This is a genomic window from Saccharothrix sp. DSM 118769 (assembly GCF_052936295.1).
Window position 1 is genome coordinate 2,422,529 of record NZ_CP193627.1, and the last position, 15,453, is coordinate 2,437,981.

A 15,453-nucleotide genomic window follows, 5' to 3' on the forward strand; every position below is an offset into this window, starting at 1 on the left:
CGGGCCGGCACGGTCAGTCGCCCAGCGGGTTGAGCAGGTCGGCCTTGCCCTCGAACGCGAAGAGGAGCAGGTCGACCATCCGGAACGTCCGCCGGTCCGGACCGAGCGTGGGCCGCCACGACGGCTCGCGCACGATGGACGTCCGGCTGCCCTCCATCGCTCGGTGGAACACCTCCGCGACGATCCGGCCGCCGACCGCCCCGAGCCGGCCGCCGGTGAACTCGGCCTCGCGCAGGACGTAGAACCACAGCGGGGTCGCGGCGGTCACCGCGGCCTTCTGCTCGTCGGTCAGCGACTCCAGGCTCGCGCCGCCGTCGCCGACCAGGACCTGCTCGGCCGTCAGCGGTTCCACCTCCAGGAACTCCGCCATCTGCTGCCCGCTCGCGAGCCGGACCATGTTCGCCCGGGTCAGGTTGCGGAAGGCGAGGTTGCGCTGGATCTCCGTGACCACCGTGCCGCGCCCGTCGAAGGTGCCCGCCGGCAACTGCCTGAGCGGGTCCACCAGCAGCGAGTCGAGCCGCTTGGTCACGTTGCCGCCGTCGACGGGCGGCGCGAGGTCCGGCCGGTCGGCCTCGGCGAAGTCGTACAGCCGGCGGAAGTCGGCGATCCAGTTGGTGGGCAGCGCGTCGACGCTCTCGTGGTTCGGGTCGTCCAGGTCCGGCAGCGCCGAGCCCGGGTCGAAGTTGCCGGACGTCCCGCTGAACACGAACAGCAGGAACAGCGTCCCCGCGATCCCGTTCGGCGTGTTGAACACCCGGTTCCACTCGTACGAGGCCCGGATCATGCTGTGCCCCAACCGGTACGCGGCCACCGAGAACTCCAGCGGCATCGTCGGGTGCAGGCCCACCGGCGGTCGCCCCCGGCGGGGCGCCTCGAAGAAGCGCCTGCCGTTGGTGAACACGTCGTCCACGATCGCCGGGTCCACCACGCGCGGCAGGAAGTCGTGGCGCAGCACCCACTGGTAGTGCCGCACCACCTGCTCGCGCGCCGCCTCGAACAGCCGCCGCCCGGTCAGGCCGCGCAGCGCCAGCTCGTCGACGACCCGGTTGTGGAACCTGATGAACGCCAGGTGCGTCTGGGCGACGGCCAGGTTCTCGTCGTTGCGCTCGTCCGGGATCAACGGGCGCCTGCGGTCCTCCTCGGTCAGGCCGGTCTGGCCCAACCGCGGCAGGTCGAAGCCCTCCATCGCCTGGCTGAGCGGCCCGCTCGCCGCCGCGGGCGAGGTCGTGCCGACCTTCAGCTTCACCCGGTCTGCGGCGTAGAAGGCACGGTCGGTGCGGTCCTCCGGGCCGCGGCCGTAGAGCGAGTCGAGGTCCAGCGCCGGTGAACGGCCCTGCACCAGCTCGTCGAGGTTCACGTCCTCGCCGAGCTGCGACTCGCTGCGGTCCATGGTCAGGTCGTGGTCGACGAACTGGCCCAGGTAGGTGAAGCCCGCCGGGATCGGCGGGTTCGCCGAGTCCCGCTGGACCGCCGCCGCGTCCGTCATCGCCTGGGCCAGGGCCGTCCTGGTCCCCTCGTCCAGCTGCGTCCCGGTCGGGCCCAGTCGCGAGAACCGGAACCGGCGCAGCTCCTCGACCGTGCTCGGTCGGCGCGTCCGCGCCTCGCCGCCGCGGTCGAACTCCAGCACTCCCTCGCCGACGACGAAGAAGCTGTCGGTGCCGTGCTTTTTCATTGATCCCCCCGGATCATGAGATGCCCGGCCGCAGCCGGGGGCGAGGCGGGCGCACCCCCTGTGGCCGCCTCGTACTACACATGTACCAGCCGGCGGGCGTCGAATACGCGCCCTTCGGGCAATACCCCGGATGGCCTAGTCCAGGTGGCGTGGCAACCCCCAGCTCACCGGTGTTCCTGAGAGGACCTGTGAATCCACCCACCCGAGGCGGTGGCGCGTTCACCTGGGACGGGTCCCGCCGGTGCGCGGTCCACCGTGTGCCCGGTGTTCCCCGACTTCCACCGCGCGCCCAACATCGCCGACCACCCGGACGTGTAAGAACGCGAGAACGAGGCGATCGACCCCGACGGGGTGCTGTGGGCCGCGTTGCGCGAGCGGGCCGACTGGCCGGGTGCACGCTGCTCGACCTGGGCTGCGGCACCGGGTTCTGGTTGCCGCGGTACGCCGACGCGGGGCGGGTGGTCGGGGTCGAGCCGGACCCCGGCCTGCTGGCGCGGGCCCGGGTGCGGGAGGGGGTGCCGGCGGGGGCGGTGCCGGCCGGGTCGGCGGAGCACATCCCGTTGGCCGACGCGAGCGTGGACGTGGTGCACGCGCGGTTCGCGTACTTCTTCCCGCCCGACTGCTCGGGCGGGTTGCGGGAGGTGCTGCGGGTGCTGCGGCCGGGCGGGCGGCTGGTGGTGATCGACAACGACTGGCGCGAGGGGGAGTTCGCCGGGTTGCCCGGGGCGTCGCCGTGGTCGTCGGCGCAGGGCGCGGCGGAGACGACGGACGCGTGGTGGCAGGTGCGGGGCGCCGAGCGGACCGCGGTGATGTCCTCGTGGCGGTGCCGCGACGCCGCCGAGTTGGAGGCGGTGCTGCGGATCGAGTTCCCGGCGGACGTGGTGGACGCGTGGGTCGCGGCCCACCCCGGCCGCCGGGCGTTGAGCTGCGGGTACGTGCTGTTCACCGTGACCGCGCCGGGGTGGGCGGACCCGTGGTGGCGCTACCGTTCGGCGGGGGTGGCGCGGCGCTGGGCGTTGCGGGCCGTGGACGGGCTCAGGCGGTTCATCACGGCCATGTACGAGGTGGGGAACAGCCTGGCCAGCAGGTCGGGGACGACCGCCGTCCAGGCGATGAGCACGCGGCCCCGGCGCTTCTCGACGCCCGCCAGGATCTGCTCGGCGGCCTTGTCCGCCGGGTAGGTGAGGAGCTTGGCGAACCCCTCCTTGCCCGCCTCGGCGTCGGCCTCGCTCGCGGCGGCGGCGACGCGCGCGGTCTCGGCGATCCGCGTCCGGATGCCGCCGGGGTGCACGCAGGTCACGCCGACGCCCCGGTCGGCCAGCTCGTGGCGGAGCGACTCGCTGAACCCGCGCAGGGCGAACTTGCTGGTGGAGTAGGCGGTCTGGCCGGGCGGGCCGATGAGGCCGAACAGGCTGGAGACGTTGACGACGTGGCTGCCCGGCGAGGCCAGCAGGGTCGGCAGCAGCAGCCGGGTCAGCGCCACCGGGGCCCGCAGGTTGACGGCCAGCACCCAGTCGAACTCCTCGGCGGAGACCTGGTCGAACGTGCCGCCGAGCGCGACGCCCGCGTTGTTGACCAGCAGCGTGATCCGCGGGTGGTCGGCGACGACCTTCGCGGCGACGCCGTCGAGCGCGTCGACGTCCGCCAGGTCGACCACGAGGGTGTCGACGTCGACGCCGGTGATGCGGGACGCCACGGCCCCCAGCCTTTCCGCGTCCCGGTCGAGCAGCACCAGGTGGCAGCCGCGCCGGGCGAGGCCGTACGCCACCTGCTCGCCCATGCCGCTCGCCGCGCCGGTGACGACGGCCGTGCCACCGCGGAACGCGAACCGGGGGAGCTTGGACATGCGGCCTCCTCGAACGGGTCTGGGCGTCCAGTCTGCCGGGTGGGGGAAGGGCCTGACTTGACCGGGCGCGACAGGAACTTGACCCGGCGCGACACGAGGACGCCGCGGCAGGTCACCCGCCGCGGCGGACGGCGGTGGGGGTGGCGCCGAACCAGCGGCGGCAGCAGCGGGTCAGGGCCGACTGCTCCGACAGGCCCAGCATGGCCGCCACCTGGCCCAGGGGGACGTCGGTCGTGGTCAGGTAGCGCTTGGCGGCGTCCCGGCGCACCTCGTCGAGCACCCGGTGGAACGTGGTGCCCTCGGCGGCCAGGCGGCGTTGCAGGGTGCGCGGGTGCAGGGCCAGCAGGCGGGCCACGGCGGTGATCTCCGGCGGGACCGTGCCCAGCGACCGGGTCAGCACGCCGCGCACCCTCGACGCCGTGCCGTGGTCGCCCGGCGCCTGCTCGGCGAGGAACGCCAGCGCCAGGCGCCACACGCGCTCGTCGCCGCCCGCCAGGGGTTCGCGGGTCAGCGCCCGGGGCATCCGGAGCATCGGCGCCTCCCGTCCGGTGTGGACGGTCGCGCCGAAGAACTCCTCGTACGCGGCCAGGGGTGCGACCGGCGGGTAGGGCAGCTCCACGCCGCGCAGGCGGTAGCGGTCGCCCAGCAGGTACCGGATCGAGCGGTGCAGGAAGCCCAGGCCCAGGTCGGTCGCCTGCACGGACACCGGCAGGCCCGGCGGCAGGCCGTAGCGCAGCGCGACCAGGTCCGGCGCGCCGTACGGGTCGTCCACCAGCGCGAGGCTCAGCGACCTCGCGTGCACGAACAGGTAGCGCGAGGTGCACTCCAGCGCGTCGGCGACGGTGGGGGAGTGGCGGATGGCCAGCGCGAGCGGGCCGAGCATGCCGAAGTCCTGCCGGGCGGCCACCCGCAGCCCCAGGTCGGGGCACCGCAGCTCGGCCGCCGCAACCTCCAGCACGTCGGCCACCACGCGGTCGGACACCAGCAGGTCGTCCACGTCCAGCGCGGCCGTCGGCAACCCGGCCGCGCGGGCGTAGTCCTCGGCCCGGCCGCCCAGCTCGGCCACGGTCGCGCGGAAGCCGCGCAGGCCCGCGGAGCGGATCACCGACATGTCGTCCAGGGTCAAATACTTGTCGCCCCCGGTCAAGTCGGCGGGTACGGCCTCCAGCACACTGGGACCATGACCGCTCCCGAGCACCTCGACGTCGTGATCGTCGGCGCCGGACTGTCCGGCGTCGGCGCGGCCTACCGGCTGCGCACGGAGTGCCCGGACAAGTCCGTCGCGGTCGTCGAGGCGCGCGACGCCATGGGCGGCACCTGGGACCTCTTCCGCTACCCGGGCGTCCGGTCGGACTCGGACATGTTCACGCTCGGCTATCCGTTCCGGCCGTGGCGCGAGGCGAAGTCGATCGCGGACGGCCCGTCGATCCTGCGCTACGTGCGGGAGACGGCCGCCGAGCACGGCATCGACCGCCTGGTCCGCTACGGCACGAAGGTGGTGGCGGCGGACTTCTCCACCGCGACCGACCGGTGGACGCTGACCCTGCGCCGGCGCGGGCCGGACGGCGAGGTCGTCGAGAGCACGATGACGTGCGGCTTCCTCTACGCGTGCGCGGGCTACTACGACTACGACCGGGGCCACGACCCGGTGTTCCCCGGCGTCGAGGACTACACCGGGCGGGTGGTGCACCCCCAGTTCTGGCCCGGGGACCTCGACCACGCGGGCAAGCGGGTCGTGGTGATCGGCAGCGGCGCGACGGCGGTGACGCTGGTGCCGTCGATGGCCCGGACCGCCGCGCACGTCACCATGCTCCAGCGCTCGCCCACCTGGATCAGCCCCGTGCCGGGCAGCGACAAGATCGCCGACAAGGTGCGCGCGCTGCTGCCCGCGGGCGTGGCGCACCGGGTGGTGCGGGCCAAGAACATCACGTTCGGCCTGGCGTTCTACCAGTTCTGCCGCCGCTTCCCGAAGGTCGCGCGCAAGGTGCTCACCGGACTGTCCACGAAGGTCCTCGGCGACGCCGAGGCGGTGCGCGAGCACTTCACGCCCACGTACGACCCGTGGGACCAGCGCCTGTGCGCGATCCCCGACGCCGACCTGTTCACCGCCGTCACGGCGGGCCGCGCGTCGGTCGTGACGGACCACGTCGACACCTTCGTGCCCGAGGGCGTGCGGCTGAGGTCCGGGCGGGTGCTGGAGGCCGACGTCGTGGTGACCGCGACCGGCCTGCGGCTGCTCGCGTTCGGCGGGATCGAGCCGTCGGTGGACGGCCGCGCGGTCCCGCTGCCCGACCAGTTCCTGTGGCGCGGCGCGATGGTCACGAACCTGCCGAACTTCGCCGTGTGCGTCGGCTACACCAACGCGTCGTGGACGCTGCGGGCCGACCTCACCTCGCGCCTGGTGTGCCGCGTGCTCCGGTTCATGGACCGGAACGGCTACGCGGCGGTGGTCCCGACGCCCGGGCGCGCGCTGGAGCGGCGACCGCTGCTGGACCTCGCGTCGGGGTACGTGCAGCGGGCCGTCCACGCGTTTCCGCGCCAGGGGCACACCGGGCCGTGGCGGGTGCGGCAGAACTACGTGCTGGACGCGGTGGCCACGCTGCGCGGCGACCTCGGTCGCGACCTGGTCGGCACGCCCGCCGACCGCCCCGACCGCGCGGGGGCACCGGTCCTGCCGGGGCGGTGACGCGCTCGGCCGGCGCGTCCCCGGCGCGGGTCGACCGGTGCGGGTCGACCGGTGCGCCCCGGGGTCGGTGCCGCCTCAGGGCAGGGTGACGCCGGTCAGCTCCGCGCACGCCGCGAGCAGGCCGTCCTGGACCGCCTCGTCGTAGGCGGCCGGGTTGGCGCGCAGCTCCTCGCGCCACTTGAGGTAGCGCCCGGTCACCGGCGCGTCGGTGGTCGCGAGCCACACCTGGGTCTCCGCCCCCCTGGGCAGCTCGTCGGTCGCGCCCGGACCGCCCAGCTTGGTCTTGATCCAGCCCGGGTCGACCGCGTTGCTCGGCACGTCCGGCCAGCGCCGGGCCACCGCGAACGCCAGCACCACGTCGAGCAGCTTCGAGTCCGAGTACGCCTGCATCCCGTCCCACGGGCCGCGCTCGTGCTGGAGGTCGGTCAGGTCGGCGACGCCCTGGGCCTCCAGGCCGGACGTCAGGTAGACCAGCCGCCCCGGCCTGGGCATCAGGGCCGTCAGCAGGTACGGCGCCAGCACGTTGACCTGGAACAGCAGTTCGAGGCCGTCCTCGGTGACGACCCTGGACGGCAGGCCACCGCCGAGCCCCGCGTTGTGGACGACCACGTCGAAGGGGGCGGCGGCGGCGGTCGCCAGGGCGCGGGTCCCGGCCAGCGACGCGAGGTCGCCGACGAGGACGCCGTCGGCGCCGGGGACGGCGGCCATCGCCTGCTCGGCCCGCTCGTCGTTCCGCGCGTGCAGCACCACCCGGTGCCCGAGGGCCACGAGCGTCGCCGCCGTCTCCTGCCCGATACCGTCCGACGACCCCGTCACGAACACGCTCACCATGCGGCGGAGCCTACCCCGGGAGCGCTCCCACAGCGTCCGGGAGCACCGCTCAACCGAACACCTGGAACCGGGACAGCTGACCCGCCGGCCACCCGGTGTTGCCGGTGAACCGCAGCCGCACGTACCTCGCCTGCGCGCCCGCCGGCAGCGCGACCGTCACCGCGTTCCCGGTCGCCGGGTCGAACGCGTACCCGGTCGCGCCCACGAGCGTGGTGAAGGTCGACCCGTTCGCGCTGACCTCCACCGCGACGGTCTGCGTGCGCCCGCCCCACGCCGGGTTCGGCGGCAGGCCCAGCCCGATCCGCTTCGGCGAGGCCGTCGAGCCCAGGTCCACCTGCACCCACTGCGGGAACGCGTTGTTGGCGCTCTCCCAGTAGGTGTGCGGGTCGCCGTCCACCGAGAGGTGGCTGCCGTAGCCCTGGGTCTGGCTGCTCTGCGCGGTCGGCCGCCCGGCCGCGAGGTCGCGGTCGACGGGGGGCGGGCCGGTGTCGGGCACCGGTTTCGTCGGCCGCACGGCGGTCAGCGGGATGAGGCCCTTGAGCATCCTCCCGCCGTCGCCGGTGAGCCGCAGGTAGTAGTCCGACGAGCAGCGCGTGCCGTCCTCGTCCAGGGCCAGGAAGCCGGAGCCGACCGGGATGCCCGCCTGCGTCTCCGGTGTCTTGGCGATCTGGTTGGCCTCGTTGTACTCGTCGAACATCGAGATGTAGACGCCCTGCACGCCCAAGCGGACCGCGTTGTAGAACTGCCGCCACATGAAGTCGCCGTGCGCCCGGTGCCGCCGCGACAGGTCGCCGGGCAGCACGCACGGCTGGTAGTCGATGCCGAGGCGGGTGCACTCGGCCTGGTCGGGGCCGTTGACGTTGGCGTGGAAGTGGTCCGCGTCCGCGACGTTCCCGATCCGGCCCACCATCCACGGCGAGAGCATGTGGAAGCTGCGGTACACGTTCGCGAACCCCGGCCGGGAGTCCTCGACCTCGCGCCGCCAGTGCGTCGGCACGCCGCCGATCAGGTAGACGCCCTGGCCCTTGAACCAGTCGACCACGTCCTGGCACTGCTGCGGGGTGAACGGGCGGCCCGGGTCGTTGAAGCCGAAGCCCCAGACGCACACCACCGGCTTGCCGTTCTGCCGGGCGTACACCGGGGACGAGGTGTGCGCCTTCATCTTGCCCAGCCAGTCGGCCTTGATCTCCGACTGCATGTTCGCCCAGTCGGTGACGTCGTACATGATGTAGAACTTCACGCCGTGCGCCTCGGCCGCGCGCCGGACGTGCGCGGTGACCGCGTCGCGGATCGGCCCCTCGCCGCCGGTCGGGTTGAACCGCTGGAGCGCGGCGGTGTCGCAGCCGTACTCGCGCATCCAGCGGAAGTGCACGTCCACCGCCTGGTAGTCGTGGTTGGAGAACACCGTCGCCGGGCTGCCGTCGCCGAGCGTCCCGAACGCGGTGGTGTACTCGCGCTCGTAGTCGGTCATGTCCGGCCACGCCGTCAGCGCGTGGTTCGACGGCGACGGCGGCTGCCCCCAGTCGTCGCTCCAGTGCCACCAGCCGTCCAGCGGCGAGCCGTCGCCCTTGGCGGCGAACCACCCCTGGTAGCCGACGGTGACCTTGCCGACGACGTCACCGGGCGGACTGGCCGCGAGGGCGGGGGAGGTGGCCGAGGCGGCACCGATGGTCGAGGCGGCGAGGGCCGACCCGAGGAACGTCCTGCGTGACAGGGACACCGCGCACTCCTTCGTTGGAGGGACGACCTCAGGATGCAAGAAGTGAGCAGCGACGCGCAAGAAACTGACAAACCGGGATTCCCGGGATCAGGCCAGGTCGGCGAACAGGCCGGCGGCCTCCTCCGGGTGGATCAGGAAGCCCACGTGGCTGCTGTCGAGCGTGCGCACGTCGAACGGGTTGCCCGGGGTCAGCGCGTCGGCCTCGCGGACGAACCGGTCCTGCAACGCCACCGGGATCGAGCGGTCACGGGCCAGGCGCACGTAGGTGTGCGGCACCCGGCCCCAGGTCGCCGCGTCCACCCGGTCGGCGCCGACGTCCAGGCCCTCGTCCGGTTCGAGCAGCCCGAGGCTGACCAGCACCTCCGACTCCGTGCCGTCGGCGTGCAGCGCGGTGGTGAGCGCGGCCAGCAGCGCCGGGTCGGACGTGCGCCAGTTCAGCCGCAGCGCGCCCAGCGCCGCCGGGGCGGCCGCCAGCACGCCCGCGGTGTCGTGCAGCGCGCTCGACGCGTACTCGGGCTGTGCCGCGTACTCGGCGGGGGAGAGGTCCACGCAGCACCACGCCGACACGTAGACGACCCGGGACAGCAGCTCCGGCACCCGGTTCGCCACCGACGTGACGGTGAACCCGCCCCGGCTGTGGCCGACCAGCACCACCGGCCCGTGCCCGGCGGCCCGCCGCACCACCTCGACCACGTGCGCCACGTTGTCCTCGTGCGACACCCCGGCCAGGCCGGTGGGCGCGGTGGCCAGGCCCTCCGGGTCCTGCGCCTGGTAGGCGGCGGGGACGGTGGCCGCGTACCCGTGCCCCGGCAGGTCCACGGCGAGGGCGCGCACGCCGAGCAGGGCCAGCTCGCGCAGCAGCGGCGCGTAGGAGAAGGAGTTGCTGTTGGAGCCGGGCACGAAGACGAGAGTGGTGCTCATGTCCTGATCCTGGCACGACCCGGTCGCCGCGTGAGCAGGACGCCGGGGGAGCAGGACGCCGCCGACCACCACCGCCCCGCCGGCCGCGTCCGCCGCGATCACCGACCTGGCCGAGCGGCGGCACGGCGGCACGTGCGGCAGGCGCACGCCGGCCCCGCCGGCCGCCAGTGGCACCCTGCCGTGACCGCCCTGGTGGGTTCCGCCCGCGTTTGACCCGTCCGTCGCGGGCTAACCCGGCCCCATGACGAGGGTGGACCGGGCGTCGCTGGTGCTGGGGCTGGGCATCGGCGGCTTCATCGACGGGATCGTGATCCACCAGCTCCTGGGCTGGCACCACATGCTGTCCGGCTGGTACCCGGACGACCCGCACGCGAACATGATCGGCGACGGCCTGTTCCACCTGCTGTGCCTGCTGCTCGTGCTGGCCGGCGTGGCGCTGCTCAACCGCTCGGGGCCGCGGCCCGCCCGCGTGCTGTGGGGCGGGGTGCTGGCCGGCTGGGGCGTGTTCAACCTCGTGGAGGGCGTCGTCGACCACCTCGTGCTGGGCGTGCACCACGTCCGGCACGGTCCGCACGAGCTGGCCTACGACCTGGGCTTCCTCGTGCTGGGCGCGGTGCTGGTCGCGGTCGGGGTGGCGATCGGGAAGGCACGGGTGCGCCGGTGAACGAGGTCCGGGGTTTCCTCGACGCCCACCGCGACCGGTTCGTGGACGAGCTGGTCGCGTGGTGCCGGGTGCCGTCCGTCGCGGGCGTGCCCGAGCACGCCGACGACGTGCGCCGCTCCGCCCACTGGCTGGCCGACGCGCTGCGGTCGGTCGGCTTCCCCGAGGTCGAGCTGTGGCCGGCGGACGCGGTGTTCGCCCGCTGGTGCGCCGCACCCGGCGCGCCGACCGTGCTGGTCTACAGCCACCACGACGTGCGCCCGCCCGGTGACGCGCCCTGGGAGACGCCGCCGTTCGACCCCGTCGTGCGCGACGGCGCCGTGCACGCCCGGGGCGCGTCCGACGCGAAGGGCCAGGTGCTGAGCCACCTGTGGGGCCTGCGGGCGCACCTGCGCGACCGGGAGGCGCCCGCGGTGAACCTCGTCGTCCTCGTCGAGGGCGAGGAGGAGACCGGCTCCGCGCACCTGCCCGACCTGCTGGGCGACCCGCGCCTGGCCGCCGACCTGGTCGTGTACACCGACACCCTGCTGCTGCACGCCGACCACCCGGCCGTGTGCACCAGCGTGCTCGGGACGACGTTGGCGCACCTGGAGGTCCGCGGCCCGGCGCGCGACGTGCACAGCGGCGCGGTCTCCGGCACCTCGCCCAACCCCGTGCACGAGCTGTGCCGCGTCCTCGCGCTGCTGCACGACGACGAGGGCCGGGTCGCGCTGCCCGGCTTCCACGACCGGGTGCGCGAACCGGCCGCGGCGACCAGGGCCGCCTACGCCGACCTGCCGTTCGACGAGGACGACTGGGTGGAGCGCACCGGGACCCGCGCCATTGTCGCCGAACCCGGCTACAGCGCGCCGGAGTCCCTGTGGGCGCGGCCGACGCTGGAGGTGCTGTCGCTGCGCGCCGGGGACGTCGACGGCCCGCCGCGCGCCACGATCCCGACCGTCGCGAGCGCCGACCTGAGCATCCGCACGGTCGCCGACCAGAGCACCGAGGAGATCGGGAAACTGCTGGAGCGGTGGCTCGCCGACACGGTGGCCCCGCCCTACGAGCACGAGGTGGCGCTCAGCGGGGACACGGCGCAGGAGCCGTACCGCACGCCCGACGACCTGCCCGCCCTGCGCGTGCTGGTGGACGCCGTGGGCGAGGAGTTCGGGCGGCCGGTCGGGGTCATGGGCAACGCGGGCGGCGGCCCGGCGCACCGGATCGCCGAGCGGCTGGGCGCGCCCCTGGTGTTCTTCGGCACCGGGCTGCCCGAGGACCGCTGGCACTCCGCCGACGAACGCGCCCGGGTGGACGTGCTGCTCGCCGGTGCGGCGGTGCTGGCGCGCTTCTGGGAGGGGCTGGCCCGTGGGTGACCGCGCGCGGTTGCGGGAGACCGCGTCCGAGGTGTTCGGCTGGTCGTCGTTGCGCGACGAGCAGCTGGACGCGATGACGCACGTCATGGCCGGGCGCGACGTGGTCGTGGTGCTGCCCACCGGGGCCGGGAAGTCCGCCGTCTACCAGGTGCCGGGCGTGCTGCTGGACGGCCTGGTGGTCGTCGTGTCGCCGCTGATCGCCCTCCAGCGCGACCAGGTCGCCGCGCTGCGCGACAGCGGCGCGCCGCCCGCGGTGCTGGTCAACTCGGGACAGTCCGAAGTGGACAACGCCGCCGCGTGGGACGCCGTGGCGTCCGGCGGGGCCCGGTACCTGTTCGTGTCGCCGGAGCAGCTGGCCAACCCCGAGGTGGTGGAGCGCCTCGGTCGGCCCGCGCTGCTCGTCGTGGACGAGGCGCACTGCGTGTCCGCGTGGGGCCACGACTTCCGGCCCGACTACCTGCGCCTGGCCTCCGCCGCCGAACGCCTCGGCCGCCCGCCCGTGCTCGCCCTCACCGCCACCGCCGGGCCCGCCGTGCGCGAGGACGTCGTCGAGCACCTCGCCATGCGCGACCCGGCCGTGGTGACGCTCGGCTTCGACCGGCCGAACCTGTCGCTCGACGTGCGGCTGCACCACTCCGACGACGAGAAGCGGCGCGCGGTGCGCGACTGGGTGGTCGAGGAGCCGGGGCCCGGCCTGGTGTACGTGGCGACCCGCAAGGACGCCGCCCGGTACGCGGAGGAGCTGTCCGCCAAGGGCGTGCGGGCCGAGCCGTTCCACGCGGGCATGAAGGCCGCCGACCGCGACCGAGTGCAGGACGCGTTCATGACCGGCCGGGTCGACGTGGTGGCGGCGACCTCCGCGTTCGGCATGGGCATCGACAAGCCGGACGTGCGGTTCGTCGCGCACGCCTCCGCGCCCGGCTCGCTCGACGCCTACTACCAGGAGATCGGGCGGGCGGGCCGCGACGGCGACCCGGCGCGGGCCGTGCTGTTCTACCGGCCGCAGGACCTGGGGCTCCAGCGGTTCCTCCAGTCCCGGCGCGTCGACCGCGACGGCCTCGCCCGGCTGGCCGCGTTCATCGGGGAGCACCCCGGGCTGCGCGTCACCGAACTCGCCCGCGAGTCGGGGACGTCGCGGCAGCGGGTCACCTCCTGGGTGAACCTGCTGGAGACCACCGGCGCGGTCACCGCCGCGAAGGGCCGGTTCCGGCTCGTCGAGGACCCGGCGCGCGCCGCCGACCTGGCCGCGGCGGAGGCGGAGCGGCTCCAGCGGCTCGACAAGTCCCGCATCGAGGTGCTGCGGGCGTACGCCGAGACCAGGGCGTGCCGGCGGCAGCACCTGCTCGGGTACTTCGGCGAGGTGCTGGAACGGGCCTGCGGCAACTGCGACACCTGCCGGAGCGGCGACGCGGGCACCGGGGTGTCGCTCAACCCCGAGTACCCGGCCCAGTCCCGCGTGCACCACGCCGAGTGGGGCGAGGGCACGGTGGTGCACAGCGAGACCGACCGGGTGACCGTGCTGTTCGGCGAGGTCGGGTACAAGACGCTGTCGCTGGAGGCGGTGCACGCGGCGGACCTGCTCGGCAGGCACCCGGGCTGACCACCCGTCGTGCGGGGGCCGGTGCGCCGCACTAGCGTCGAACCGTGGTCGAAGCGGTGGTCGTCGGGGCGGGGTTGGCCGGGCTGAACGCGGCACGGGTGCTGTCCGCCGCCGGGGTCGGGGTGGTGGTGCTCGACGCGGCCGACGACGTCGGCGGCCGGGTGCGCACCGACGTCGTGGACGGGGTGCGGTTCGACCGCGGCTTCCAGATCCTGCTGCCCGCCTACCCCGCGCTGGCCGATGTCGACCTCGACGCGCTGGACCTGCGCCACTTCCGGCCCGGCGCGTTCGTCCACCGCGGCGGCCGGCGCGCCCTGCTGGCCGACCCGCGCGACGGGCTGCACGCGATCCGCGGCGCGCTGGGGCAGCACGTGCTCGGCCTGCGCGACCTGGTCGCGCTGGCCGGGATCTCGCTGCGGGACCTGGCCGGCCCGGCGGGCGCGATCACGTCCGCGCCCGACCGCACCACCCGCGAGGAGCTGCGCCGGTGGCTGTCCGACGACGCCGTGGACACCGTGCTGCGGCCGTTCCTGGCGGGCGTGTTCCTGGAGGACCGGCTGACCACGTCCTCGCGGTTCTTCCACCTGGTGTGGCGCAGCTTCGCGCGCGGCGGCGCGGCGCTGCCCGCGCTCGGCATGGGCGAGCTGCCCCGGCTGCTGGCGCGCGGCCTCGACGTGCGGCTCGGCGCGCCGGTGGTGGCGGTGCGGCCGGACGGCGTGGAGCTGGCCGGCGGGGAGCGGCTCGCCGCCGACCACGTCGTCCTCGCCACCGACGGCACCACCGCCGACCGGCTGTGGCCCGGCCTGGGCGCGCCGGACTGGCACGGCGTGACGACGTGGTACTTCCGGCCGCCCGCCTCGCCGCTGCGCGACCCCACGCTGGTCGTGGACGGCGACCCGGGCGGCCCGGTCGTCAACACCGCCGTGCTGTCCGAGGTCTCGCGCGCCTACTCGCCGGACGCGCCGCTCGTGCAGGCGTCCGTGCTGACCGACGCGACCGAGGCGGAGGTCCGGGCGCACCTCGGCGTGCTCTACGGCACGCCCGTCGGCGGGTGGGAGGTGCTCGCGCGGTACGACGTGCCGCACGCCCTGCCCGCCGCGCCCGCGCCGCACCCGCTGCGCAAGCCGGTCCGCCTGGCGCCCCGCCGGTACGTGTGCGGCGACCACCGCGACACCGGCTCGATCCAGGGCGCGCTGGTGTCCGGCCGCCGCGCGGCCCGCGCCGTGCTGGCGGACCTGGGGGTCAGCTCCGCCAGTCCCGTCGCGGCAGGCGCAGCCACGCGTCCGGCGGGCCGGTGACCGGGCGCGCGTCGGTCGGGCGCACCCCCGCGTAACCGCACGCGAAGGCGTCCGCGTCGTACCGGTGCAGGTAGGACAGCAGCACCTGGTCGGCCGGGTCCCGCTCGAACGGCTCGCCGCCCGGGTGCAGGTCCGAACCGACGACCTCGCCGCCGCGCACCGCGATGCCCTGGTTGCCGCTCTTGGGGTTGGCGTAGACGCCGTAGGCGTCGGTCCCGGCGGCGACCGCCCGCACCAGGCCCGGCACCTGCACCGCGTACCCCCACGGCTGGAGCAGCACGCACCCGCCCGGCACGTCCGTCACGCCCACGACGTCGTCCTCCCACTCCGGGTCCTCCGGGTCGTCGACCTCGGTGGGCACGGCGCCCAGCCGGCGCGCGGCCCCCGCCGCGTCCACGCCCGCCACGGCCAGGACGCTCGCCCCCTCGCCGCCCCGCTCCTGGTCGGCGAACGCGGCCCTCAGGCGCGCGGCCTCCGCCGCCTGCGCCTCCTCCTCGGGCGACAGCGCGCCGGGGCCGCCCGCGAACAGCGGGGCGAGCGGACCGGCGAGGCCGAGCCTGCCCGGCGACCACCCGGCCATCATCGGCAGCCACGGGTCGGCGCCCGCCGCCAGCAGGGCCTCCGCGTTGTCGGCGCGGTCCTCGTACACCGCGAGCCACAGCGCGGTGCGGCCCTCGTGCGGCGCGTCCACGTCGTCCACGCGGGACGCCAGTTCGGCGACCACCTCGCGCGAACCCCGTTGCGCGGCGGCGTGCAGCGGGCTGGTGCCGTGCGCCGAGTTCGGGTCCGCGCCCGCCGCCAGCTGCGCCAGCACCCTGTCGTGGTCACCCCACACGCCCCACGTGGCGTCGGTCCAGGTCACCGTG

Annotated in this window: 12 protein-coding genes and 1 pseudogene; 6 read left to right on the forward strand and 7 right to left on the reverse strand. The window is 74.9% G+C overall.

The window, feature by feature from the left end:
* Positions 1 to 13: 13 nt before the first annotated feature.
* Entirely contained in the window at positions 14 to 1,672 is a 1,659-nt protein-coding gene (locus ACRAKJ_RS11335; RefSeq protein ID WP_438920012.1) for a peroxidase family protein, read from the reverse strand.
* A gap of 80 nt (positions 1,673 to 1,752) precedes the next feature.
* On the opposite strand from ACRAKJ_RS11335, the pseudogene ACRAKJ_RS11340 reads away from it, so the two are divergent.
* Positions 1,753 to 2,352 (forward strand): annotated as a pseudogene (locus tag ACRAKJ_RS11340) (class I SAM-dependent methyltransferase); the annotation flags it as partial.
* A gap of 302 nt (positions 2,353 to 2,654) precedes the next feature.
* Here the strand turns inward: ACRAKJ_RS11340 and ACRAKJ_RS11345 are convergent.
* Entirely contained in the window at positions 2,655 to 3,518 is an 864-nt protein-coding gene (locus tag ACRAKJ_RS11345) for an SDR family NAD(P)-dependent oxidoreductase (protein ID WP_438920013.1), read from the reverse strand.
* Positions 3,519 to 3,630: 112 nt separating this feature from the next.
* A complete protein-coding gene (locus ACRAKJ_RS11350) occupies positions 3,631 to 4,689 on the reverse strand; it encodes an AraC family transcriptional regulator ligand-binding domain-containing protein (RefSeq protein ID WP_438920014.1) in 1,059 nt (352 codons plus the stop codon).
* A 9-nt stretch (positions 4,690 to 4,698) separates the two neighbouring features.
* Between ACRAKJ_RS11350 and ACRAKJ_RS11355 the strand changes: the two genes are divergently transcribed.
* Positions 4,699 to 6,204 carry an FAD-dependent oxidoreductase gene (locus ACRAKJ_RS11355; RefSeq protein WP_438920015.1) on the forward strand — a complete coding sequence of 502 codons (1,506 nt, stop codon included), beginning with the start codon at positions 4,699 to 4,701 and terminating at the stop codon, positions 6,202 to 6,204.
* A 75-nt stretch (positions 6,205 to 6,279) separates the two neighbouring features.
* On the opposite strand, the gene ACRAKJ_RS11360 is transcribed toward ACRAKJ_RS11355, so the two are convergent.
* The 3 genes from ACRAKJ_RS11360 to ACRAKJ_RS11370 all read right to left on the reverse strand — a co-directional run bounded on the left by ACRAKJ_RS11360 (position 6,280) and on the right by ACRAKJ_RS11370 (position 9,676).
* On the reverse strand, positions 6,280 to 7,035 hold the full coding sequence (locus ACRAKJ_RS11360) for an SDR family NAD(P)-dependent oxidoreductase (protein ID WP_438920016.1): 756 nt from the start codon (positions 7,033 to 7,035) through the stop codon (positions 6,280 to 6,282).
* A gap of 49 nt (positions 7,036 to 7,084) precedes the next feature.
* Positions 7,085 to 8,755, reverse strand: coding sequence for a discoidin domain-containing protein (locus ACRAKJ_RS11365; RefSeq protein WP_438920017.1), 1,671 nt, complete (start codon positions 8,753 to 8,755; stop codon positions 7,085 to 7,087).
* Positions 8,756 to 8,842: 87 nt separating this feature from the next.
* Positions 8,843 to 9,676 (reverse strand): alpha/beta fold hydrolase, encoded by an 834-nt coding sequence (locus ACRAKJ_RS11370; protein WP_438920064.1) that lies wholly within the window; start codon positions 9,674 to 9,676, stop codon positions 8,843 to 8,845.
* Positions 9,677 to 9,917: 241 nt separating this feature from the next.
* Between ACRAKJ_RS11370 and ACRAKJ_RS11375 the strand changes: the two genes are divergently transcribed.
* Genes ACRAKJ_RS11375 through ACRAKJ_RS11390 form a run of 4 tightly spaced genes read left to right on the forward strand, consistent with a single transcriptional unit; the run spans position 9,918 to position 14,587 of the window.
* Complete coding sequence (locus tag ACRAKJ_RS11375; protein ID WP_438920018.1) at positions 9,918 to 10,340, forward strand: DUF2243 domain-containing protein; 423 nt, start codon at positions 9,918 to 9,920, stop codon at positions 10,338 to 10,340.
* A complete protein-coding gene (locus ACRAKJ_RS11380) occupies positions 10,337 to 11,689 on the forward strand; it encodes a M20/M25/M40 family metallo-hydrolase (RefSeq protein ID WP_438920019.1) in 1,353 nt (450 codons plus the stop codon). The genes ACRAKJ_RS11375 and ACRAKJ_RS11380 overlap by 4 nt, the downstream gene beginning before the upstream one ends.
* Positions 11,682 to 13,289 carry a RecQ family ATP-dependent DNA helicase gene (locus tag ACRAKJ_RS11385; RefSeq protein ID WP_438920020.1) on the forward strand — a complete coding sequence of 536 codons (1,608 nt, stop codon included), beginning with the start codon at positions 11,682 to 11,684 and terminating at the stop codon, positions 13,287 to 13,289. Before ACRAKJ_RS11380 ends, ACRAKJ_RS11385 begins: the two co-directional genes overlap by 8 nt.
* A gap of 44 nt (positions 13,290 to 13,333) precedes the next feature.
* On the forward strand, positions 13,334 to 14,587 hold the full coding sequence (locus tag ACRAKJ_RS11390) for an FAD-dependent oxidoreductase (RefSeq protein WP_438920021.1): 1,254 nt from the start codon (positions 13,334 to 13,336) through the stop codon (positions 14,585 to 14,587).
* Here the strand turns inward: ACRAKJ_RS11390 and ACRAKJ_RS11395 are convergent.
* The gene (locus tag ACRAKJ_RS11395) at positions 14,532 to 15,449 is read right to left on the reverse strand and encodes an ankyrin repeat domain-containing protein (RefSeq protein WP_438920022.1); all 918 of its coding nucleotides are present in this window, start codon (positions 15,447 to 15,449) and stop codon (positions 14,532 to 14,534) included. The genes ACRAKJ_RS11390 and ACRAKJ_RS11395 overlap by 56 nt on opposite strands.
* Positions 15,450 to 15,453 lie beyond the last annotated feature (4 nt).

Coding starts and splice junctions, on each gene's coding strand:
- ACRAKJ_RS11355 (WP_438920015.1), top strand. CDS start 4,699: ATGACCGCTCCCGAGCACCTCGACGTCGTGATCGTCGGCGCCGGACTG.
- ACRAKJ_RS11375 (WP_438920018.1), top strand. CDS start 9,918: ATGACGAGGGTGGACCGGGCGTCGCTGGTGCTGGGGCTGGGCATCGGC.
- ACRAKJ_RS11360 (WP_438920016.1), bottom strand. CDS start 7,035: ATGGTGAGCGTGTTCGTGACGGGGTCGTCGGACGGTATCGGGCAGGAG.
- ACRAKJ_RS11345 (WP_438920013.1), bottom strand. CDS start 3,518: ATGTCCAAGCTCCCCCGGTTCGCGTTCCGCGGTGGCACGGCCGTCGTC.
- ACRAKJ_RS11335 (WP_438920012.1), bottom strand. CDS start 1,672: ATGAAAAAGCACGGCACCGACAGCTTCTTCGTCGTCGGCGAGGGAGTG.
- ACRAKJ_RS11370 (WP_438920064.1), bottom strand. CDS start 9,676: ATGAGCACCACTCTCGTCTTCGTGCCCGGCTCCAACAGCAACTCCTTC.